The 22,827-nt window shown below is 33.2% G+C and carries 18 protein-coding genes and 2 pseudogenes; 4 read left to right on the forward strand and 16 right to left on the reverse strand.

Translation table 11 applies throughout. The annotated features are described in order from the left end of the window. Positions 1-66 precede the first annotated feature (66 nt). A complete protein-coding gene (locus tag NSQ08_RS15435) occupies positions 67-3,348 on the reverse strand; it encodes a VaFE repeat-containing surface-anchored protein (RefSeq protein WP_340776580.1) in 3,282 nt (1,093 codons plus the stop codon). A gap of 1,009 nt (positions 3,349-4,357) precedes the next feature. Here NSQ08_RS15435 and NSQ08_RS15440 point away from each other — a divergent pair. After that, positions 4,358-5,614, forward strand: a complete 1,257-nt coding sequence (locus NSQ08_RS15440; protein WP_340776584.1) for an ATP-binding protein — start codon at positions 4,358-4,360, stop codon at positions 5,612-5,614. A gap of 168 nt (positions 5,615-5,782) precedes the next feature. Here the strand turns inward: NSQ08_RS15440 and NSQ08_RS15445 are convergent, their stop codons facing one another. Continuing rightward, entirely contained in the window at positions 5,783-5,977 is a 195-nt protein-coding gene (locus NSQ08_RS15445; protein WP_033732005.1) for a hypothetical protein, read from the reverse strand. Positions 5,978-7,426: 1,449 nt separating this feature from the next. On the opposite strand from NSQ08_RS15445, the gene NSQ08_RS15450 reads away from it, so the two are divergent. Then, positions 7,427-8,059, forward strand: coding sequence for a lysozyme family protein (locus tag NSQ08_RS15450; protein WP_088031856.1), 633 nt, complete (start codon positions 7,427-7,429; stop codon positions 8,057-8,059). A gap of 765 nt (positions 8,060-8,824) precedes the next feature. On the opposite strand, the gene NSQ08_RS15455 is transcribed toward NSQ08_RS15450, so the two are convergent. The 11 genes and pseudogenes from NSQ08_RS15455 to NSQ08_RS15505 all read right to left on the reverse strand — a co-directional run bounded on the left by NSQ08_RS15455 (position 8,825) and on the right by NSQ08_RS15505 (position 19,145). Beyond that, positions 8,825-9,262, reverse strand: a complete 438-nt coding sequence (locus NSQ08_RS15455) for an NUDIX hydrolase (protein ID WP_002066317.1) — start codon at positions 9,260-9,262, stop codon at positions 8,825-8,827. Positions 9,263-10,059: 797 nt separating this feature from the next. Further along, positions 10,060-11,037, reverse strand: a complete 978-nt coding sequence (locus tag NSQ08_RS15460; protein ID WP_340776597.1) for a DUF4179 domain-containing protein — start codon at positions 11,035-11,037, stop codon at positions 10,060-10,062. A 3-nt stretch (positions 11,038-11,040) separates the two neighbouring features. Next, positions 11,041-11,571 (reverse strand): RNA polymerase sigma factor SigX, encoded by a 531-nt coding sequence (locus NSQ08_RS15465; RefSeq protein WP_002016748.1) that lies wholly within the window; start codon positions 11,569-11,571, stop codon positions 11,041-11,043. A 399-nt stretch (positions 11,572-11,970) separates the two neighbouring features. After that, positions 11,971-12,717: a CPBP family intramembrane glutamic endopeptidase gene (locus tag NSQ08_RS15470; RefSeq protein ID WP_201052621.1), complete on the reverse strand. Its 747-nt coding sequence runs from the start codon at positions 12,715-12,717 to the stop codon at positions 11,971-11,973. 311 nt (positions 12,718-13,028) lie between these two features. Next, positions 13,029-13,139: a YjcZ family sporulation protein gene (locus tag NSQ08_RS15475; RefSeq protein ID WP_000540371.1), complete on the reverse strand. Its 111-nt coding sequence runs from the start codon at positions 13,137-13,139 to the stop codon at positions 13,029-13,031. Positions 13,140-13,889: 750 nt separating this feature from the next. After that, positions 13,890-13,985 (reverse strand): annotated as a pseudogene (locus tag NSQ08_RS15480) (YjcZ family sporulation protein); the annotation flags it as partial. 293 nt (positions 13,986-14,278) lie between these two features. Beyond that, positions 14,279-15,259 (reverse strand): alpha/beta hydrolase, encoded by a 981-nt coding sequence (locus NSQ08_RS15485; RefSeq protein ID WP_340776606.1) that lies wholly within the window; start codon positions 15,257-15,259, stop codon positions 14,279-14,281. Positions 15,260-15,441: 182 nt separating this feature from the next. After that, on the reverse strand, positions 15,442-16,809 hold the full coding sequence (locus tag NSQ08_RS15490; protein WP_201052624.1) for a sensor histidine kinase: 1,368 nt from the start codon (positions 16,807-16,809) through the stop codon (positions 15,442-15,444). Next, the gene (locus NSQ08_RS15495; RefSeq protein WP_001142154.1) at positions 16,806-17,480 is read right to left on the reverse strand and encodes a response regulator transcription factor; all 675 of its coding nucleotides are present in this window, start codon (positions 17,478-17,480) and stop codon (positions 16,806-16,808) included. Before NSQ08_RS15495 ends, NSQ08_RS15490 begins: the two co-directional genes overlap by 4 nt. Before the next feature lie 386 nt (positions 17,481-17,866). Further along, a pseudogene (locus NSQ08_RS15500) lies at positions 17,867-18,101 on the reverse strand (GNAT family N-acetyltransferase); the annotation flags it as partial. Positions 18,102-18,257: 156 nt separating this feature from the next. After that, complete coding sequence (locus tag NSQ08_RS15505) at positions 18,258-19,145, reverse strand: LysR substrate-binding domain-containing protein (RefSeq protein WP_002142572.1); 888 nt, start codon at positions 19,143-19,145, stop codon at positions 18,258-18,260. 142 nt (positions 19,146-19,287) lie between these two features. Between NSQ08_RS15505 and NSQ08_RS15510 the strand changes: the two genes are divergently transcribed. Continuing rightward, positions 19,288-20,046, forward strand: a complete 759-nt coding sequence (locus NSQ08_RS15510) for an NAD-dependent epimerase/dehydratase family protein (RefSeq protein WP_002014092.1) — start codon at positions 19,288-19,290, stop codon at positions 20,044-20,046. 115 nt (positions 20,047-20,161) lie between these two features. Here NSQ08_RS15510 and NSQ08_RS15515 read toward each other — a convergent pair whose 3' ends face one another. The 3 genes from NSQ08_RS15515 to NSQ08_RS15525 all read right to left on the reverse strand — a co-directional run bounded on the left by NSQ08_RS15515 (position 20,162) and on the right by NSQ08_RS15525 (position 21,560). Then, positions 20,162-20,419: a DUF3963 domain-containing protein gene (locus NSQ08_RS15515; RefSeq protein WP_033709324.1), complete on the reverse strand. Its 258-nt coding sequence runs from the start codon at positions 20,417-20,419 to the stop codon at positions 20,162-20,164. A gap of 165 nt (positions 20,420-20,584) precedes the next feature. Beyond that, a complete protein-coding gene (locus tag NSQ08_RS15520; protein ID WP_002142573.1) occupies positions 20,585-21,094 on the reverse strand; it encodes a hypothetical protein in 510 nt (169 codons plus the stop codon). Further along, positions 21,081-21,560: a GyrI-like domain-containing protein gene (locus NSQ08_RS15525; RefSeq protein ID WP_002033380.1), complete on the reverse strand. Its 480-nt coding sequence runs from the start codon at positions 21,558-21,560 to the stop codon at positions 21,081-21,083. The genes NSQ08_RS15520 and NSQ08_RS15525 overlap by 14 nt, the downstream gene beginning before the upstream one ends. A 110-nt stretch (positions 21,561-21,670) precedes the next feature. Between NSQ08_RS15525 and NSQ08_RS15530 the strand changes: the two genes are divergently transcribed. Continuing rightward, a complete protein-coding gene (locus tag NSQ08_RS15530; protein WP_002033382.1) occupies positions 21,671-22,633 on the forward strand; it encodes a helix-turn-helix transcriptional regulator in 963 nt (320 codons plus the stop codon). Positions 22,634-22,827 lie beyond the last annotated feature (194 nt).

Genomic DNA, 22,827 nt, shown 5'->3' on the forward strand with positions numbered 1-22,827 from the left:
GACTAAATTATTAACATAAAAATAAGCACATCTTGTAAAAAAACAGATGTGCTTATTTTTTAATTTTTATGCATTTTTACGTTTTAGGAAAATCACTCCACCAACAATTAACAATAATGCACCTGCAGCCATAGAGATCCAACTTGTAAGGTCAGCACCTGTTTGGGGTAACCATCCAATTTTAGATTGAATTTCTTTCTTAGGTTGTGGTTGCTCTTTTACTTGCTCTTTAGGTTGCTCTGATGTTGGAGTATTTTCATCTTGATTCGGCTGTTCTGGTTTTGGTTGTTCCGGTTTTACTTCTTTAAATTTCACCGTTTGACCCTTATCTTCGATGTCAACGTGAATAGCAACCAAGACATTATCTTGATACAATTCTTCAAACACTACCACTTCTTTACCTTGTAATGCAGATGCATTAAATGTGAAATCGAGTGTGATAGAACCATTTTTTTCTTTTGCAGTAAACTTAGATTCTACTGTTACTTCTTTATCATCAACTAATAATGGTTTTTTTGTTGCTTTATCCATTAGTTTGCCTTTTACAACGTACTCTTTACCCACGATTAAGTCTTTGTATTCCACTTTATCTTGGATTGTTACAGATTTAGAAGCGTCTAACTCTTTAGAACCATCAGCTTTGTTTGTAGCTGTCGTTTTAATAGAAGGCTCTACAAATCGAACTGTTTGACCTACATCGTTAATGTCAGTGTGAGTTGCAATTACTTGACCTTCATGCAATAAGTCTTCAAACACAACTACTTCTCTTCCTTGCTGTTCAGCACCAACGAAAGTAAAGTCTAATGTTACAAAACCATTCTTTTCTTTTGCAATGAACTTAGTCTCTGCTGTTATTTCTTTACCATCAATTAATAATGGTTTGTTAATAGCTTTGTTCATTAATTTACCTTTTACAGTGTACTCTTTACCAACAACTAAGTTAGTATACTCTACTTTATCTTGAATAGTGATAGAATCCTTTGAATGAATCTCTTTTCCACCATCAGCTTTGTTTGTAGCAGTTGTTTTTACTGATGGCTTAACGAACTTAACTGTTTGACCTTTATCATTGATATCAGCATGTGTAGTAACAACTTTTCCGTCTTTCAGTAACTCTTCGAATACTACTACTTCTTTTTCTTCTAAACCAGTTGCATCAAAAGTGAAATCTAGTGTAATAGAACCATTTGCTTCTTTTGGTGTAAACTTAGTTTCAGCAGTTACTTCTTTACCATTTACAACTAATGGTTTATTAGTCTCTTTATCCATTAATTTACCTTTTAAAGTGTACTCTTTACCTACTTGTAGGTCTTTGTATTCCACTTTATCTTGGATTGTTACAAACTTAGAAGTGTGCATTTCTTTTGTACCATCGGTTTTATCAGTAGCTGTTGTTTTTACTGATGGAATCTTTTCATCTTTGACAATATGTTTAATGATTTGACCATTCTCTTTGATCTCAAAAGAGAATATTTCTTCATTCAATACATAACCTTTTGGTGCAACAGTTTCTTTATATGTGTATTTTCCAAATGGTAACTTTTCAAACTTCGCGATACCTTTATCGTCTGTTTTCCCTTTAACTACTTCTTTTCCTGCTTCATTATAAATAGTAAACTCTGCATTCGGAAGCTTATTGTTTCCATCAGCTACATCAACTTTTGTAATTTCTAGATCACCTTTGATAAGATGATTAACTGCTAATAGCTCAATAATTTTCCCGTGTTCCTTTATTTCGAACACAATTGGTTCTGTAATAAGAACGTAACCATTTGGAGAAGCCTTTTCTACAAATGAATATTTACCATACGCTAAATCTTTGACGTTAACTTCACCATTTTTATCTGTCTTATATTCCCCAATTACTTTCCCGCTTGCATCTTTTAGCTCGAATACTGCACCTTCTAATTTTTTACTGATATCTTCATTATCTACTTTTAGTAATTTCACACTACCTTTCACTTCTGTATTTTCCACTGTAAAAGTAAGTGTTTTATTGTGCTCTTTAATTTCAAAAGGATACTTTGTTTTATTTCCAATATATCCATTAGGTGTTTTTGTCTCTAAGAAATAATATTTACCATACGTAAGACCATCAACATTTGCAATTCCATTTTCTTTTGTTACTACTTTTTTCACTTCTTTTCCATCTTCAGTAAAGACCGTGAATTCAACATTAGGTAACATCTTACCTGAATCACTAAGTTTTTTTATTTCGATGTTACCTTTTACTTTGTTGTTTACTACTTGAACAGCTCCTATTTCCCCTGTCTTAACTTCAATAGTTTGTGGTTTATCACCTGAAACATAACCTGTTGGTGCTTTAATTTCTTTTACTGTGTAGGTACCAATTGGTAGGTTATTTAATTCTGCAGTACCATCAGCACCCGTCGTGATTTTTCCAACTGATTCATTATTTGCATTAAAGACTTCAAATACTGCACCAGCTAATATTTCTCCATTTTCCCCAACCTTTTTAATTTTTAAAGAACCAGCAGCTTCCCAATTTACTGCAAGGTCACTACTAAGCTTTTCCTCATTTCTTTCTAGTAGCACTGTAGCATTCTGAACAGTATCAGTACCGCGATAAGCAATTGCTTGAACTTTAGTTAAATTTGCAGCAACACTTAGATTAAATTCACCTGTTTTTGTATCTTTAGGAATTTGGATACGGAATTTTTCCCCAAGTGAAAGCTGATCTTTCACTTCTCCATTTTCACTAACAATTTTAACTCCATTAGGTGCATTTTTCGCTACTACTTTATAAGAACCACTCTTAGCATTTGTTTGTACTGTGTATAGGTTTGTTTCAAAAAACTCACCCTTTAATTCTGCCTTTTGCTTTTCAGCAGGAATCACATTCATAAAAATATCTTGAGTATCTTCACTTGTATTTGCAGCATTAATAATTGTCTTAGCCGCTTTTTCAACATTTTTATTTTCATGCTTTAATTCATTTACATCAAGTTGACCTAATGCATTCCAAACCGCAAGCTGAGTTGCGTAATGTGCTTCATTCTTATTAGCTACTCCCAGTTGTTCTATACTTTTTTGTGGGAAACCATTTAATAGAACCCTATATACTACATTATCTGTTTTCCCCATTTCAGGAAGATCTTCACCATTTGGTGATTTTAAACCTAGAGTTAAACAATAAGCAATTTGACCGCTTGAATTTTTGATAATTTCAGTTCGGATATCCTTTCCTAAACTGTTGCTATAACTCCAGTTCATTGAATACTTTTCATGCGTCATAACCTCCGCATTTGCCTTCGGTAGAAACACATTAAAGAATAATGCTAGTACTGATAATAATGCAAAAACTCTTTTAACAACTCTTTTCCCCAATTTTAAAACCTCCCTAGATAAAATGAATCTGATGTATTATTCAAATATTTAAAATAATCACAACGAAGATATTTCATATTATAAGACATAAAGTTACAAATATTATATTATTTTTACAAATTATTTATTTTCTCAACATTCACTATAAATTATAATATTAAAACATTTCATTTCACAAAAGTAACAATATTAGGATACCTTAACAAAATAAGAAACTTGGTAAAATACTAGAATAACGGTAGTTGGAGTACGGAAACGATTCTTCGCATGAAGGACCACTACAAAGATATTTTCAAATTGAATATATGTATTAATAATGAAATTTTATTGCATTTACACCTGCAATGTTTATATAAAAGATAGTAAATTATGTTTTTATAGGATTTTTTCTATTAGTTTACTGGAAATTTGCATTATTATGTGACAATAAATATCATTGTATTTAATATAAAATGATATAAAAAAAGGGGTACGTAGGTAATTATCGGAACTTTCAATCGATCAATTATACTAACATTAGTATTAAGAATATTAGTATAAAAGTAACAACGTTATTACTAAGTTCGAATATTGGTCTAAGTACCCTAGCATCTCAATGGTAACCTCTTGAATACTTTTACGTTTTTAAATAAATTAAAATAACAAAAAAATAATAATTTTTAATTTTTTCTTTGTAATTTAATAAGTTGCATGTTAATATGGCGAAGGTTATAAAATGGATTTCGCCATACACAATGTTTTTTCGGAATATTCACTCCAGAGAAACGTAACTATTTCAGTAATTTGCTTCATCTTTTACCTATACAAGGGCTACTTTCAATTTTTTTGTTCATAAGTAAAAGTAACTTTTTATTCTATCTTCCTCATCGATTTTAATATAAATGGTAAAAAAGCACTTTTTCAAGTGCCCTTCCTTTTCTTTTTTAAAGATAGAAAATCTAATAAAATCAAACACCTAGATTAAACACATACATAATCCTACTTACAAACTCTCAGAGAGGTATAAACTATGGGAATTCCTACACTATTATTAAATACATTTATTATTATTATTTGTATCCTTAGTTACCAAGTATTTTGGCTAGAACATAAAGAAAAAATGGCATGTAATAATATATTAATTTCTGTACTTTCCTCCATTGCAATTATTTTTTGTATGACTTTTCCTTTTCATTTACACGCTGGGTTCATTTATGATTTACGTTTTATTCCCATTATATTAGTTTTTCTATATGGAAATACAAAGAGCATTATTTGTATTGGAGTTTTATATCTTTCTTATAGATTTTACTTAGGTGGAAGCGGAGTCTTCCCATCATTTATTATCTTTACTGTTATTTCTGTTATTACAATCATGTTTCGTTACTTGTCACCTACTTATTTCAAAGAAAAGAAGATATTATTAAGTATTCTACTTATTTTGATATGTACAACTTCCCTTTCTATCTGCGGTATTGTAACGCAAATAAATACAGGTAGTAAAATTGACTCTACTCTCATTGAATTTTTATTCAATTATATAATCATAAATATTTTCACAGTATTATTATCAGTTTATTTAATAGAAGGAATGATCGAGAAATATAAAATAAAAGAAAGAATGCAAAGAGCAGAAAAATTTTATATAGCTAGCGAACTAGCTGCATCGATCGCGCATGAAATTCATAATCCACTGACCACGGTACGTGGATTCACTCAACTACTAAATGAAGATGAGAGTGCTAAGATGTCCCAAGATAAGTACTTAGAAATTATGTTACTTGAAATGCAGCAAATACAATCTACTATTAATAACTATTTATCTTTAACCAAACCACAAAACATTATAAAAGAGGAACTAGATATTAATTACATATTAAATCAAGTGAAAGATAATATTTCACCACTCGCTCTTTCATATAATGTTGAAATAAAACAGCATATTACAACAGATTCCCTTTACATAAATGCTAATACTGAAAAATTTAAAATATGTCTAACCAACATCATACAAAATGGAATTGAGGCTATGAAAAATGGTGGCGTATTACAAATAAATATACAAAAAATAAAAGGTAATATTGTAATTGATATTATTGATACAGGAATAGGAATGTCTTCCCAACAAATAAAACGTATTGCCTTGCCATTTTATTCAACAACAGAAAAAGGTACTGGGCTTGGTACTATGATTGCGTACAGTATTATTAAAGAATTAAACGGAGATATAGAGATAGAAAGTGAACTAGGAAAAGGAACACACTTTTCTATCACTATCCCCTGCTAATATAATAGAAGATTTATTTAAATGATATTATTTTGTAGCTAATATAACCATATAAAAAGAAGACGTAACTATTCGTCCTCTTTTTATATGGTTCTGGTGCAAAAATGTTAGTTAGAAACATAGAGTAGCAATTTCACAATTTATTCACAAGTACCGTTAAGCGCAAGTTTACGTTAAGTATGCTATTTGCATAATAATGTTTTCAAGAAAAAAGTAGCTGTACTTTTGTGCAGCTACCTTTTTATGCAATAAATCAGTAATAGATATTCGAGCTGCAATAAATGCCCCTTTTATACTTTGAAATGTAATTTGCAAACTACAATTTGACATAATTCTAATAGTATGGGATGTATATTTCTCCATAAAAGCAACTTATTTTTATCTCTTTTAAACAATTTATCATATTATTTTCGTCTAATTAAGCACAGAAACATTTTGCAAAATCTTACTACTTTTAGGAAAAATGTTTTTAGGGTACATTTTAAAATAGCTCTTTTTCTTTGAAATGTTTCTGTGCTTAATATTTAAAATATCTTATGTCAAAATTTTTCGCAACAAATATGTTAAATTATTCATAATTATATATAATACGGAATATTAAAGTTAAATATTCCGTATTATACTCTATTAAATATAGCGTATTTAATTTATTAGTAATTAATTTATTAGTCTAAGTATGAATTATAAAGTATATTCGTTTAAAATTGTCACAATATAATTTTATATTCGACTTTTTTAATTACTCGTGAAACATTTGCAAATGCTTTAACCGTTATGTATAAGGTAAATATCCCCTCTAAATATAAGATTTACTTAATTTAGATTCTTTCTCTCATAGTCGTAATGTCGAAAAAAGTCGAATTTTTATATTTTTTCTTTATTTTCTAGTTGTAAACGTTTTATTTTCATGTTACCATCTTAATCAAACATTAGATGGTAATAAAACTTAAAGTATTTCTTTCCCTTAGAGACATATAAACGTTCGGTAATACCATGAAAATGAGGCCAAAGAAATATGAGTTACCTGATAAAAGATTTAATAGGATTTTTACCACTTAAATTTTCTGTTAATTCAGAATGTAACACTTTAATATTTTGTCCCTAAACAAAATTTAAATTTTAGTGTGGTAAACTCAAAAAGCTAAATCACCCACCCAAATTAATAAATGATATATCCTGTTATATCTAGCGATCAGTCATGAGAAATAGATTTCTTCCTAAGAAAACTTAGCCCATTAATAAAAAGTGTCTAAATTTCTATCTTTATTACCATCTATTGTTGATAACATATTTACCAACTATAAAAAAGAGCCTATTGAAGGTTCTTTTTATTATAATCATTAGCACTTCAATTATTGATAATCATTGGTGTTGAATCTTTATTCCCTCACCTTATATAGCTTTCTTTTATTAACACTTGAAGACTTATTGAGGTACGGTTCTGATTTTAATTTTTTTTATTTTTAAGCGACTAATTTCCGAATGATGGGCCATCCACAGTTTTATATCTAATAAAGAAAGAATTATATCTGTTTCAAGTGATATTTTGCTTACCTCCTTCTCTCTTATGGGTTATGTAGATAATATATCTCTTGAATCTGGAGCCTTTAGAACACATAATAGATACCCTAAAAAATGGACTTTATCTTTATCTTTATCTTATCTTTACCTTATCTTTAAATTTTTCTATTAAACTTAGCATTTAGAAAAAAATTTTCGAGTCTAAAAAAGCTGGGAAATAGAGAATTATTGAATTTTTTAATAACCAGCCACCATTGAAAATAGGGTTTCTTGTAAAAGGAGGAGTAATATTTGAAGAATAAGAGAAAAGTACAAACTATTATATTATTCTTTATTAGTATTTTAGGGTTAGGAACAATAATCGGGATACTATATTTTAATGACAAAACCAATACTCAAAAAAATAAAGCGTTTGCTACCGAGGAACGTTTATTGCAATATGAGCCCATCATGAAAAAAGAATTAGAAAAATATAATTTGGGAGAAAAAACAGCAATTTTACTAGGAATTATGTACCACGAGAGTAGGGGTGAGGGCAACGACCCTATGCAATCTTCCGAATCACTTGGATTAAAGCCAAATGAAATCCAAGTGATAAACTTGAGCATTAAACAAGGGGTAAAGCACTTTGTTCAAATGTATAGATATGGAGAAGAAAAAGGTGTTAGCATGGATACAATTATTCAAAGCTATAATATGGGGCCAGGCTATATTGATTTTATTGCCAATCAAGAAGCTAAACAACACTCGGAAGATACAGCTAAACAGTTTTCTAAGTTGAAAGTTGATCAGAATCCAGCTACATACACTTGTGGTGGAAATAAACAAAATTTTAGATATCCATATTGTTACGGTGATTTCACATATACAACAAAAGTGAATGAAAAAGCAAAACTTATTGAAGAACGCCTCCAAAAAAATTAAAATTTTATATATTTGTTTGAAGGAGTTTTCCATTTACTTTTATATGGTTTTTCATCAACTTTTATCCCCTCTTACCATCTAAATGTATATATACAACTATCGTATCATATTTCAATTTAAATACGGCTCTAGTTACATATTTCGCAAGAAATCTATCCAGAATATAAATAAAATCACCATTTTACATGAAATAGTATCCACTTAGCGAATTCATTAGGCATAAAAATAAATGTAGATTCAATAAAAAGAGAGTGCTCTCAATGTGAATTGGGGTTTATCCTGAGCATTGAATAGGACACGAAGAACTCGTCCTGTTACATAATATTATGCTTGTCCATATTATAATGTGCAATAAAAAAAGCACCCTCGCCCAGGCGCCAAGAGATACATATACGTTGAGGTAACTAACACGTTAGAAAAGGCCCTTCCATATCATTGTATGATTATCAATTATCTTTATACCTAGCAGACTCATTAAATACGTTTAATGTATCATTTCTATTAGTTTAACCATGCCTAATGTCATCCAATTCATGGTTAGTATTCTAAATAGACCAACGATGTATTATAATACTTTATATATCCAAGGAGGTTTACTATGCTTAATTTTCATAAAACATTCCCCATCTTAGGATTCTTTTGGTTTTTATATAGTTTTATCGGCATCATCTTTTTATTACTATTCCTTAGCGTGTAGTAACGACGCGTATAAATATATGTTTAATGTGTGATTTCTATTATCGGCTTTGTTAACTAACACTTAAATTATTTTAACAGCCTTTTGTTTAATTCCCACAAAGCTGTTTTGTTACTATCCCATTTTAAAAGCGTTACGGCTTCCTCAAAGCACAACCATTTATACTTGAAGTGTTCTTTAGATAATTTAATATTTTTTGTAGGAACTTTAACTCCAAAAGAAAATTCTTTTATTACATAAACATCTTCTCCCCAAAGAAATTCACCAACTACATCCTCTACTGGTAGTGAAGACACAGAATCTAGTTTTATATATGGACATTCTCTTATAATACCAGCCTCTTCAAACGCTTCCCGTTTTGCTGATTCAATAGGAGTCTCACCATCTTCTCCACCACCAGCTATTCCTTGCCAATAACCATAATCACTTCGATTAAAAATGCCATATTGAATGGAATCATCAGTTTTTATATAAGGAAATATCAATACTTGATACGGCGCTCTCATTGCTTAACCTCCTCTCGAAAAAATATGAACAATTTATTCACTAACTTGCTATTTTAGTAAATAAAGAGCCAACATCAAAATTCTTAAAAAATGCAGGTTTATGGTATCGGCTCTCCATTTTTTAAGAATTTTATTTTTCATAAATAGGTTTACTCTTAACGTGATAAAAACCTGCTTATTTCTTATTTAATTTGCTTAGCGTGTTTTTTTTCGAAATGCTGGCGGTATCACATGTTGACTAACCAGTCCAAATAGTCCCTAAAACGGTCGTTTAAGGAACTTTATTTATATCTATCAAAACTGACTGAAATATGTTTAAAATTCAGTTCAAAAACTCATTACCAAAAACTAAGTTTTATATCAAACATCAAATACCGTTTATGGAACACTCTTAATGTACGGAAAACCAAGTTTTTTAAATAAAAAATTCCTTAGCGTACGAAATTCGCGTTATGTTGGCGGGACCCCATCGCCATCAAGTTAAGGTTTTGAAGTACCCCCTAAACGAAAAAATTCTTTCTCTATAGGGGCACCATATCAAAAAAGAAAATTGTAAGTTTAGACACATTTTAGATACAAAATAACCGATTCCTTATACGTTAAGGGACCGGTTATTTATTTTCCTACTTTTTTAGGGAGGTTTTTCTCGTAATGGTCTTAAATGATTGATTTAAGGTTATAAACTTAAATCATAAATAAAAGATAGAGTAAAAACTATATAAGAAATAAATGTAACGAAAACAAGAAAACATATAAACTGAGCATTAGATACATATTGTTCTATTCTTTTTTTCATTTTAATTAGTATTATTTTTCAGATGTGAAGTATCAATTTGAATTTCTCCTTTCCAAGATCCAATTACTTTTCCAATTCTATTTATATTTACATCTAAAGTAAGGGGCTGTTTAAAATCGTCTTTTCCCCCAGAAACTATAACAAATGTAGCAACACCTTCGGGTTTATCATTATCACGAATACCTACATCATTTAATTTTTTACCTGCTGCCATAAGTTCAAAAGGAAGACGGTCATCTGAATCATGGATAAATGATAGTCTCCCTTCATGTTTAATCTCAGGGTTTTCCTCTTGTTGCCCATTAATTTTACCATCACTTTCGAGCTCTAATCCTGATGTATCAAATTCAAATGGTACTAAACTTCCGTCAGCTTTTTCCATTCTATAATGAACTGATATACGTGAATCTGCGATATATAATTCTTTGAAATGTACAGTAATACCTTGATCTGTAATTTTTTCATCAATAGGAATATATTCACCATTCTTCATCATATCTTGTGTGACACCATTTTCATCTTGTATTCCTTCATTTACAACTTTATCATTTGTAATTGCATCAGAAAAATATGAGGCAACATTTGTAGCCGCTACTTGTACTTGTGGAATCATTGCTGTTGTGAACAGTGCTGCTGCAGCTACTGCTGTATACATGAAACGTTTTGATTTTTTACTCATGTTTGTAAAGAGTCCCTTCTTCTGTTGTTTTTTGTGATTTATATTAGAAACATTGTCTAGCTTGGAACGACTTTCAAATGTTTTCCATGCTTGTTCTATATCAATTTTGATTTCTTGTGGTGAATTTACAGATTCTTCATCTAGCATTACGTTTTCCCATTGATTTAATTTGCTGATTTCTACTAATAAATCTTGGCATGCTTCACATGTATCTAGGTGCTTTGTGAATTCCTTTCTTATATCATGAGAAAGTTCTCCATCAATATATGTTTGAATAAATCCGATATCATAACATTTCATTTGTTATGCCTCCTCCATTTGTTTATAAATCTTGCGAAATTTCATTTTGGCTCGGACCAATAATGTTCCAATAGAAGATATTTCAATTTGAAGTATTTCTGCAATTTCTTTATATTGAAAACCAGAGAATTTCATTAGTAAAAGGGTTCGTTCTCGATCATTCATTTTATTTAGTATCGTTTGTACCTTTGTAATTTCTTCTTTTCTTATCCAATCATCGTCTAATGATGAAACATTTTGTACTTCATGGTATTGTATTTCTTTATCAATCTTCGCTTGTTGCCTTTTTTCAGATCGCAAATGGTTATAAGCTACATAAGTAGAAGATTTAATCAACCATCCAGGTATGTTTTCAATTACTTTCCAGTCGCTACGATATAATTGTAAAAACACTTCTTGTGCTAACTCTTCAGCGATAGATTGATCTTTAACAATCCATATAATCTGTTTCACAGCATAAGCATAGTACTGCTTAAATAAATCTTCAAAAGGCATATCAGAAGCATGACTTTCTTCATTTTCTATGGTTAACATGTTAGTTTAAACCTCACTTTCAATTTGATGCCTGTATTATAGAGAAACCAGAAAAACGGATTTTGTGACAGTTTTTCTGGTTATTTTTTTATTATGTACTAAAAAAAGCATTCATCTGATTAAAAGATAAATGCCAAAAGGGAAATAAAAACATAAAACTATAACTCTTGCAGTCGTTTTCTATTAATGGGATACCGCCACATCGCTATCAAGCTAATAAAAAGAAATGCCCCCTAGAATGAAAAAAACGCCATCCTTTCCTATGATTCTACAGAAAGAATAACGTATTTTTTTAGGGGAACAATTAATCTCTTAAGTTGATGAGCATGCAGCAAGCCCCTTTAAAGGTAATATTGTGGTACCAGGCTGCCCTCTATACTGAAAAGGTAATATCACAACTCAAACTGCTATATTTATTTCCTGTCGAATACACTCTTTTTTATTAGCACGTTTCCATAAATATATGGTGTAGAAGAATAAAATTGCAATAATAATATATGTAAAAAGCGACGAGGCTTGAACATTCCCCATAAAATTAAAGAAATTATTAAAAGTGTGGAAAGTAATGGTGATAATAATTGATTGCTTATTTACGATAAGTAAGGACAGAACAAGTCCAACTAAAAATGCATATATGATTTGTAAAATGGTATCTTCAATAGACTGCCCACCAATTAGTTGTAATAAATGGGTGATACCAAACAAAAAACTTGAAATCAAAACTGATTTTTTTATCCCCTTTGAAAACAACATTTTGAGCATAAATCCCCGAAAAAAGATTTCCTCAATAAATGCAACAACAAAAAATTGCATGATAAACATAAAAAATAAGTCAGATACCGATGTTGTGTTTAATCCTTTATTACCAAGTAGTATTACTAATAGAACAAGCACTAATGGGGAATTTAATAAAATGGTATTCTTCATTGAATTATTTAACTTAATATCAAAGAAATAGAATTTCCACTTGTTCTTTATTGTTAAATATATTAAAATTCCCACTGCTAAAGGAACAAGTCCAATAAATTGTAATACTGGACTGGATGGCTTAGTAATAATTTGATAGGCCCCGTTAAGCGTGTAAAAAATCATTAATAAAAATTCTAACCCAATAATTTTTAAAACAATATTCTGATTTACCTTCATCTAGAATCCTCCCCTATTTATCGATTTGAGCATTTTTCTTTTGGATTACTGCACTGTTACTATTTATAGATTAATAGTAACTTATTAATTCATCAAATAATTTACTGACATTTCAAAAAAATAGCATAAAACACTTTATTGTCCTCATGATAAGGTAAACAAATACCTCAAACGAGAAAATTGATCTCTTCAAATTGAAAATATATAAAATTCCTTTTTGGGGGTTTTATATATTTTTTTAGTTGATGGCGATGTGGTGAGACCCCATAAAGAAAAGACACCCATATAAGAGTGTCTTTTCCAATAGTTTTTTAGCAGAAGCAACTGCATCCGATAATGATTAATAAAATAAATAATACAACAAGTAAAGCAAATCCTCCAGCAAAACCGCAGCCTTCGCCGCAACTACCACCATATCCCATAATAATATTTCCTCCTTTAGATAAGAAGGTGAAACTAGGGTTCATTCCATGTATTTTTACGGGTTCACTTTACCTTATGTTTTTACGCCTGAATTGAGCAGGTCCTAAAAAAAAGACGCCATAAGGCGCCCCCCATAATTGGGTAGATAAGGTTTAGTTTTCCAATTCAAAGAAATTATGTATCACACCTTGAGAGTATATCATAATATCTGTTAAATTTAATATTCTATGCATTATTACATAAAAAAAAAGACACCCTAAGGTGCCGTTGCCTTCCTCCGACTTGAACCACTTTAATTTAATAATATGTATTGGACATTAAGTAAACACGTCCTATAAAACAGAATCATTTATTTTCAACAGATTGTTAGTGTACAAATACAAGAGAATCGAGATCGTTTGTTTGGCTAGATTAAAGCAACGCCACACCACACCTATATGGTTGATATGTGTTACGCCTTCTAATCGGAGAATCAGCTTTATAGAACGTGTCCACAATTTATATTTTACTGCATGTAATATTTATTTTATGTAATTTTTACAAATATGTATAATTACATAAAATTCACGAGAAAAAGAGAGTATACTTTGATATTGTGTAATAAAGATAAGGCCCACCTACGGAAATAGGTGGGTTTTTTGTTGGGCATTACTATCTCATTGCACAAAAGGGAATTTGCATTAAAATAATATCATATTCTTAGAGTTCTTATATTGAGAAAAAAGACACTCTTATGAGTGCCCCTTTTTTTAGTAACCGAATCCGCCGCTACCGCCACCCCAACAACTACATCCTATAATGTTTGACAGGATGAATAGAACGATCAGTAAAGCAAATCCGCCACCTAACTGTCTACGCTTAAAGACTAAAGTTACCTTTAGCCCTCCAAGACTCGCTACGAGCGAATGGCTAGTTCTTAATCGACGGGAATCCCACCCGTTATATGATACGACCTAGGCTCGGCCGCACACCTGCCTCGTTAGTTAATATGAAAATGAAACCCAATGTCTTTCAGGCGAAAGTATAATCTTGGTTTGGAAATATACAACTGTTTGGACATAAAAAAGACCATCGAAATGATGGTCTTGCAGACTGTAGACAAATGCATAAAATAACGGATGAACCTTTCTCTGAACACTTACTTTACTTCTTTCATAAATAGTCTAACGTTTTCAGCGATTTCTTTGAATTTGGTATGGTGTAAATAATGTGATCCATCCATGGTTACTATTTTTCCATGTACCGAGTCTTTGATCTGCCCTTCATGCAGAGGTATCCATCCTGCTACATCTTCATTATTCGCTTGTACAAAGAGAAGAAGTGGAAGATATTTAGGGAAGATTAAACCTTGAGCCCCTTTAAAATTAGACGAAATATGGTCCATCTCATTCAAGGTTGTTTCATTATACATGTTTTTATTCGAAATCATTTTCATTTGCTCTACGGTTTTTTCATCAAATGCCAGTCCAGCATAGGGGTCAGCACTGATTTTCATAGCCAATCTTAAGAGACCTGATTTTTTGAGATATGCAAACGTTTTTAATGGGAAATTGATATCCATACCCGGTTGTGTTGCAACACTGCTATCGATTCCGACAAATGCAGTCACCTCGTTTGGATATTTGTTCACATAATCAATTCCATAAATGCCTGTAATGGAGTGGCCCATGAGCATGTATCTGTTAATATTAAGCTGCTGTAGAGCTTCATGAACTTCACTTACCATATTCTCCGTGGTTCGCTCTTTTACAGTTTCATCACTTAATCCATAACCGAAAGGCTCTACCGCAACAACTTTGTAAAATGGAGATAATTCATCGATAAGAAGCTTAAAATCAAGCCCTGGAGTAGCTGTTCCATAACCAGGCAGGAGCACGATCGTTTCCTCGCCCTCGCCTTGAATTAACACATTCATGTTTTTCCCGTCTACAGATACGTGCTGCCCGTAGGGCACTATTCGTTTTTGCTCCGAATGACTACTTATCACATTTACGATATAAACAATACCTAAAAAAAGTACAATGGCTAGAACGATTGCTCCTATGGTTTTAAGTAAGATGTTTCGCACTTTCTTTATTTTCATTCCACTCAGCGTTTTCTTTTCCTCTTGTTGTGTCACTGTCATCTTCTCCTGTCCTGATCTGTTTGCCTTCCTTCATGTGCCTGTAATGAAAACTTAACCAATGAAGATGTACTCACCATGACGACAATATGAACTGAATATGAACTGCCAAAAAAAATGCTACGGCTCTATATGCAAGTAAGCTTGCATATGAGTCGTAGCATAGAGAATGAATCTAACTAATCTGTTGGTGTAGTGATTGGCAAGGTGACAATGAAGGTCGTTCCTTGACCAAGTTCACTTTTCACTCGGATGTCACCTTGATGAAGCGACACGATCTGTTTAACGATAGCGAGTCCCATACCACTTCCGTCATACTTACGACTGTGGGAACGATCGGCCTTAAAAAAACGCTCGAATATACGCTTCTGGTCGTCAAGGTGAATACCAATACCAGTGTCGGATATTAGGATTGTCACGTTTTTGATATCTTGTTTGATGCTTACGTTAATCACGCCGGCATCCTCGGAAAATTTGATGCTATTTCTGAGGATATTCGTCCATACCTGATTTAACAGGTCATGATCAGCCGTTACTTTAACTGTCTGTAAATCAAGCTCGAAATGTATATCGCGAGCAGACCATTGTGGCTGGAGCGCCACGATTATCCGTCGGATTTGTTCATCGAGGCTGAGCGTGACGAGCCGCAGTTGCTTTGACTGCGATTCAAGAAAACTCAGCTTTAGCAGGCTATCGCTCATTTTGGACATCCTTTTCGCTTCAGCGATGATAATATCAAGATAACGGCTTCGTTCGTATTCTGAGAGGTCAACTTGCTTAAGCACTAGAGCATAACCGGATATCGAAGTGAGCGGAGACTGAACCTCGTGCGACACGTTCGTTACGAATTCCCTGCGCATCTGCTCAAGTTGCTGCAGATCGTGCATCATTTCTTCGAAGCTGCGAGCCAAAGTACCCAGCTCACTCGTTTGCTTAATATTCAACTTGACGTTGAAATCTCCAGATGCTATCCGCCTGGTCGCTTTTGTCAGCTTTTTTATCGGTCTTACCAGGAATACAGAGGCAACTAGAATCAATAAGCTTCCTGCAATCAACGAACATGTTGCAAAGACCAATGCCCACTTTGTGACAAAAGAGGCTGAAGGAGGGGCGAGCGCTTCCAAAAATATCGCTTTCGTTCCCATTTCCGTTTTCAACGGCAACCCTAAGAGGACCGTGGCAATACCATTAGGAGTGTCCTGAACAACACCTCCATCTAATACTTTCTTTAGTTGCTCCATCGTCACAGGCGCAGGTTTGTGTCCGTGAAGTTTACCGTAAGACTTGAACTGACCCGTTGCTTCGTAAATTCGAATATAATAAGAATCTAGCTGCTTCATTTCACTTACGAACAAGTCCGCTTCACGTAACGGAAAGGTCTTGTAAATCCGGACGATGTCTTGGCCAAAGTTACGTGAGTTGATTTGAGCGTTTTCGTTCAATTTATCTTCGAATATCCAAGTTGACACAAAAAAAGAAATGATCGTGCCCCCGATGATGGAGACTAAAAATGTCAGGACAACACGTATATATAAGGATCTGATCATTCATAAACCTCAAGCCGATACCCAAGCCCGCGCACCGTTTCGATCCGAAAATCGGGTGTTGTCGCGAACCGTTCACGCAGCCGTTTAATATGTACGTCTACCGTTCGATCATCTCCGGCGTAATCGATACCCCAAATCTGATCGATCAACTGCACGCGCGTATAGACTTGTCCGGGTGTTCCAGCGAGCTTATACAGCAATTCGAACTCCTTTAGCGGCAACGTAAGCGACTCCGTCCCTTTCATCACCTTATAGGTCTGTCGATCAAGGATGACGTTCCCTAAATGGATCGTCTGCGTGGAGCCAATCTTGTATCGTTTGAGTAGTGCCCTAACACGAACCGTCAACTCTAACGGATCGAATGGTTTGGTTAAATAATCGTCCGTCCCAAGTTCGAAACCTTTCACTTTCTCCCATGTTTCTCCTCTCGCAGTCAGCATAAGTAAAGGTAGATCAGGATTGGCTCTTCGGAGCTCCTTGCTTAACGTCCAACCATCCATAATCGGCATCATAATGTCAAGTACGACAAGATCGACATTCGTTGAGATGTAGACGGCCAGTGCTTCCTTGCCGTCCGCTGCTTCAGCTGTTGCGAATCCGTCGTTGCGTAGAAATAAACAGACGAGTTCGCGAATGTTCGCATCGTCGTCAGCAACTAGTATAGTAGGCATCGGTTCCCTCTTTTCCCTGTTTTCCACCGCATTATTTCAAGCAATCATTATACTATAAATTAACACGTATGTTGATTAACCAAAGTAATACAGTTTCTTGATTTATCGACCTGTAGAATTCAAGTGTTTCTTTCAAACTAATTTGCCACTCAATTGACAAGGCTTCACAAAGAAACAGGCGTGTGAAACCTGCAAATGACAAGCGTTTATTTTGTCTTTTGGCCTTGTGCACGAAGAAATTTCAGCAAAGCATAGGCAATTATAGCTGTGAATAACTGATTGAACAACGCATTGGATGTTGTGCCAAACAATACGGGAACGTTCAAATTCAGCTAAATCCAGCGGAAAAATGATTCAATTACCCAGCGCGATTTGTACATGGCGGCGATTCCTTCGGACAGATAGATTGATAGAACGCATATTCCCCAAACTACTCCAGTAATTACACCATCTGAAATAACACGTCCCATACCCACTAATTATTTTTCATCAAATGCGTATGGCGTATCAACTTTGATTGCACATTCGTTCCAAATCATTACTTGTTAATTTAAGTGAATTCCATCATAAAGATTCATATAGGTTTAGTAATTAGTCAAAGTTATTAGGGTGTTCTGTCATATAATTTATATATTACTATATAATCACCTCCTGATTTTTGTATATTATAGTTCTACATCGACACATAATATATAACTTTTTCTCATTGCTTATTGAATTAATCTGCTCCGTTCAAGAAGAACCATATCAGTTTAAATAACTCAGATTTTGGCAAAATTAAATTGATTCAAATGATACCCACCTTTTAGTAATCTCAGAAAATTTCTTAGTCGCGAGTGAGGTTGGTTTTCTTATAGCTAATCCAATAGTTCGATAGCTATCACTTTCAAGTGGAATTGCTGCAAAAGAAATTTTTGATGTCGGTATAATCATTTCTGGCAATATACTAATTCCTAGATTATTCTCCACCATGGAGATCACTGAGTATTCATTCATATTTTCGAATCGAATATTGGGGCTAACTTTATTCTCCCTAAATATTTTTTGAATATCATCATAACACTGATATGTTGGCATAATAAAAGGTACATTTTCTATTTGTTGCATTGATACTTGGTTTTCCTTACATAATGGGGATTGGTTAGATACAACACATAAAAGTCGATCCCTCTTCAATTGTACGATTTCAAAGGATTTTTCAAATGATTCAAAGTAAGTATCATTATTAATAAATCCACAATCTAATCTCCCGTTTTGTAACCAATTCTCAACCTCAGCATAGTTTCCTTCCAGTAATTCGATTTCAATATTTGGAAACTTTTCCTCCATTTTTTTAAGAATACCAGGAATCCAGTTTTTAGAAATACTCGAAAAAACCCCCACTCTTACTGTTCCTTTTTGGAACCCATTGATAGCGGCTACTTCCTGCTTCAGCATGTTGTTATAGTATAAAATTTTCCGAACGGTAATTAAAAGCTCCTCTGCATTTTTGGTCAATGTTAAAGTAGAGTGATTACGAATAAATAAAGGAAAGGAAAACTCTTTTTCCAAACTGCTAATTGCATGACTTACAGCAGATTGGGTGAAACCTAACACTTCTGCAGCTTTTGTAAAACTATTGAGTTCTGCCACTTTGTTAAATATTTCATATTTTGTTAAAGTCACTATGGTCCTCCTCATGAATTTTATTCATGTCTCCATTATATTTCTTCGTTTTATTTAATGCCATTACCAACATACAATAAGTGCATGCTCTATTATATGACCCTTGACAAGGGATGTATTTTTTATGGAAGGATGAAGTGAAATGCAAAAAATTTTAGTTACAGGTGCTGCAGGTAAGATTGGCCAAGATGTTACAAGATTCCTAGATAAGCAAGGGAATTACCAGTTACGGCTAGCAGATATTAACTTATCTGCTTTAGAAACTTTTAAAGATACAAATCATGAAATCATATATTTAGATGTTTCTGATTTAGCTGCTTGTCAAGAATTTACGAAAGGTATAGATATAGTTATACACTTGGCAGGTAATCCTTCGCCAAATGCTGATTTTTATGGCTCCTTATTAGAAAATCATATAAAGGGAACCTATAATATTTTTAGAGCTGCTAGTGATAATAATGTATCCAAAGTGATAGTTGCTTCCAGTGCTCAAACAATTGAAGGCTATCCTTTGGATTATCAACCACATGCTTATTCACCCACGAGACCCAAAAATATGTACGGGGTAAGTAAGTGTTTTGCAGAGGCTGTTGCTTCTTATTTTGCTTATGAAGAAGGGTTACAAAGTCTTGCTATTCGTATAGGTGCATATGATGATTATAATCCATATGGTAAACCACTAACAGCTAGAGATATGAGTGCATACTTAAGCCCAGAAGATTTTATGGACCTTCTCTTAAAGTCGATGACGGCAAAGAACTTACCTCCATTTTCAATTTTACATGGTGTATCTAACAACAGGTTTAAACGAATTGATATTGAAGGAACAAGAAAGTTAGTTGGTTATAGCCCAAGTTCTGATGCTTTTGTACTAAGTGGTATTAAGTTCTTTGATTCTTGATAAAGGCATATCTAGAAAAGAGATTATATTATAGTAGGCGCTACCATGATCTGGTTGGCGTCTTGTTTGTTGTTAAGGAAAGATAACAAAACAAAAATTCCTTAATCACAAGGCTTTAAAAGTAACCTATCCATAGTGATATTAAAGTTACTACTAACAGGGCAAGAAGAAATGTGATATTTCGAATCCACTTTTGTATATCATCAAAATACCGCTTTATAAATGCAACGTTGATATAAAACATGAGAAATACAACAAAGAAGGTAAAGTTACCAAATTTATCATTCAATTTTTCATTAGTAAATGTGCTTACATGAAGGAATAGTAAAGCAAAAGTTACTAAGAATAACTCAAATAGCCTTTTTTTGCTCACGCCACCACCACTCTACAGTAATTTCCTTTCGTTTTATTTTATCTGAACGTAGTGTGTAGCAGACTATGAATATTATACTTATGTAAAAAAGGCTAACAATTTAAGATTGTTAGCCTTAATCGCGCCTTTTAAAAGAATAACTCAATACAACAAATGACTGATTCTTCAACTTGCAATATATTCTCCTTTAATTACAAAAAACGAACCTCGAATTGTTCCAGCAAGTTTAGACTTCTGTCTAGCAAACTTAAACTTCTCTACTAACTCCGTTGGTATCTCCATTCCCTCAGAAAGCTTAAATCCAACAGCCCGCTTCTTTGGGTTATCCAGCGTATACATGACGTTGACTGCAAGACCATCCTCATAGAAGACATAGGCAAATTTAATATTTTCCACTTGAAAACACGATGTTTCTAAAGGTTTTGCCGCAAACTCAATATCACGTTCTTCTTTCAAAATGCGGTTCACATAATCAAGAGTCTTCTCGCTTTCACTAGCTGGTACAACCGTAAATTCATGCTTGTATTTATTCATAAAGTAACGTGCTTCATGGGCACGTAAACCAGCAAGTGCTTCTGCTACGGGTGAAGACTCCATGCCAGCTGTAGTTACGTTTTTAAAATCAACTATATTGGACAATTCCATCTCTCCTTTTAATACTTTACTTCCTAACAACTGGAATCCATATTTCACCAAATACTAAGCCGTTTCGCTGCCCCATCTCAACTGTTGTATTTGGCCCACCAACATAGGAAAAATCTTTTACTTCTGCTAATGCTTGACCAAATGCAATACCAGTAAGCTTATTACTTAGCTCCTCAGCTGTATCGCCTTCCCCTTTAACTACTAGGTATTCTCCCCTCGGAAACTGGATAACTCTAGATTCTTCTTGTATCGTTGCCTCTGTCATGACACCAGCGTAATACATCATCTTGTTATTCACCGCTTCACTCACAGAAAAAATGTAATCATTTGTAGCTAAAGCTTTTAAAGTGTCCAACCTTCCATCTTGTTCGACAGCCAGCCAAAAGTCTGCCTTTTCCTTGTTTATGCCCGCAAAGTCTGTATAGTGGCTCTTAAGTTCAGTTCCAATACCTAACACGATAAAGCTATCTTTTTCTTCTATTGTATAATTTTTCATATTTAAAACCTTCCTCACTTTTAAATTGATCAAACGATTTATCTTTTCACTTGATGAGTTTATAATATCTTTAAATCATGTCAAAAAATGATACTGTTTAGGAGACCAACATGAAAAAAGTTGAACGGATTAATACGATCATGCGCTATATTAACAACCGCTCCCACTTTACAATTTCTGAAATCATACGAGAATTTAACATCTCACGATCGACAGCTATTAGAGACATTAGAGAAATTGAAGCCATGGGGATGCCGCTCGTCGCTGAAGTTGGCAGGGATGGAGGATATTTTGTCATGCATAACTCTATCTTGCCCGTTGTTCGCTTTACTGATAATGAGGTCAAAGCTCTTTTTATTGCCTTTATGGCCACAAGAAATCAACAACTTCCCTATCTAAAGAGTCGTCAGTCTTTAGCCGAAAAACTACTAGGACTCATCTCAGAAATCCAGCAGGATGACCTTGTTCTTTTAAATCAAATCTTGCTTTTTGAAGGGACTAACCCTCATAATCCTGACCTACTTGAGCTTTCTGACCTCCCCCATCCTATGTTAGAAAAACTCATCCAAATCCTTCTTTTAGATAGCCATTTATTGATTACCGTAAAAGAAGAGGAGGAAACCAAGTCTTATCCAATTTATCTACTGCACCTTTATCAAGAAAAAAGCCATTGGATAATTGAAGGCTTTGACATAAAAGAAGAAAAAAAGAAGATGTTTCTTGTCGATCATCTCATTAATGTCGAAACCTATACGACGAAAACTAGATTAAGTAAGAAAAAAATTTCAGAAAAACTAAGTAAGAAGGACGAAGCAATCAACCTTGTACTTGAACTTGGTCCAAAAGCGATTACCCAGTTCAAAAAATACCATCCTATAAAAATTTCTATTTCCTATACAAATCCTTACCAATCCACAGCCATTCTAAAAACTTTTATCAATGTTAATAATCTCGATGAATTGATAGAAATAACAAATTGGCTACTTTTCCTAGGTAAAGATATCAAAATCAGGGAAGTTCCTGAAGAAGTGTTAGAAGGTTTAAAAGAGAGATTATGTTTATACTGCCCATAAGCAGTGGTCAGTTAAACCCAAAATAATATTGAGTTTGACTAGATGCCAGTTACCTCTATTTAAATACCTAGTAAAAACATTTTATTCGCTACCGCTACTTGAAACGCTCTTCTAAGAATAACGCCAACACAAAAAAAGACATGAACTAATCTTTGTTCATGTCTTTTCATATTAGAGTTTAACCCTCATTAAAT

Origin of the sequence: Bacillus sp. FSL E2-8887, assembly GCF_038007205.1 — a bacterium.
In the GTDB taxonomy this organism is placed as follows: Bacteria; Bacillota; Bacilli; order Bacillales; family Bacillaceae_G; genus Bacillus_A; species Bacillus_A mycoides.

Excerpts from the sequence above, each read along its gene's own strand:
- NSQ08_RS15460 (WP_340776597.1), bottom strand. The coding sequence starts at position 11,037 with ATGAAATGTTATGATATCGGATTTATTCAAACATATATTGATGGAGAA.
- NSQ08_RS15530 (WP_002033382.1), top strand. The coding sequence starts at position 21,671 with ATGAAAAAAGTTGAACGGATTAATACGATCATGCGCTATATTAACAAC.
- NSQ08_RS15445 (WP_033732005.1), bottom strand. The coding sequence starts at position 5,977 with ATGGAGAAATATACATCCCATACTATTAGAATTATGTCAAATTGTAGT.
- NSQ08_RS15465 (WP_002016748.1), bottom strand. The coding sequence starts at position 11,571 with ATGTTAACCATAGAAAATGAAGAAAGTCATGCTTCTGATATGCCTTTT.
- NSQ08_RS15475 (WP_000540371.1), bottom strand. The coding sequence starts at position 13,139 with ATGGGATATGGTGGTAGTTGCGGCGAAGGCTGCGGTTTTGCTGGAGGA.
- NSQ08_RS15490 (WP_201052624.1), bottom strand. The coding sequence starts at position 16,809 with ATGATCAGATCCTTATATATACGTGTTGTCCTGACATTTTTAGTCTCC.
- NSQ08_RS15470 (WP_201052621.1), bottom strand. The coding sequence starts at position 12,717 with ATGAAGGTAAATCAGAATATTGTTTTAAAAATTATTGGGTTAGAATTT.
- NSQ08_RS15525 (WP_002033380.1), bottom strand. The coding sequence starts at position 21,560 with ATGAAAAATTATACAATAGAAGAAAAAGATAGCTTTATCGTGTTAGGT.
- NSQ08_RS15455 (WP_002066317.1), bottom strand. The coding sequence starts at position 9,262 with ATGAGAGCGCCGTATCAAGTATTGATATTTCCTTATATAAAAACTGAT.
- NSQ08_RS15440 (WP_340776584.1), top strand. The coding sequence starts at position 4,358 with ATGGGAATTCCTACACTATTATTAAATACATTTATTATTATTATTTGT.
- NSQ08_RS15495 (WP_001142154.1), bottom strand. The coding sequence starts at position 17,480 with ATGCCTACTATACTAGTTGCTGACGACGATGCGAACATTCGCGAACTC.
- NSQ08_RS15510 (WP_002014092.1), top strand. The coding sequence starts at position 19,288 with ATGCAAAAAATTTTAGTTACAGGTGCTGCAGGTAAGATTGGCCAAGAT.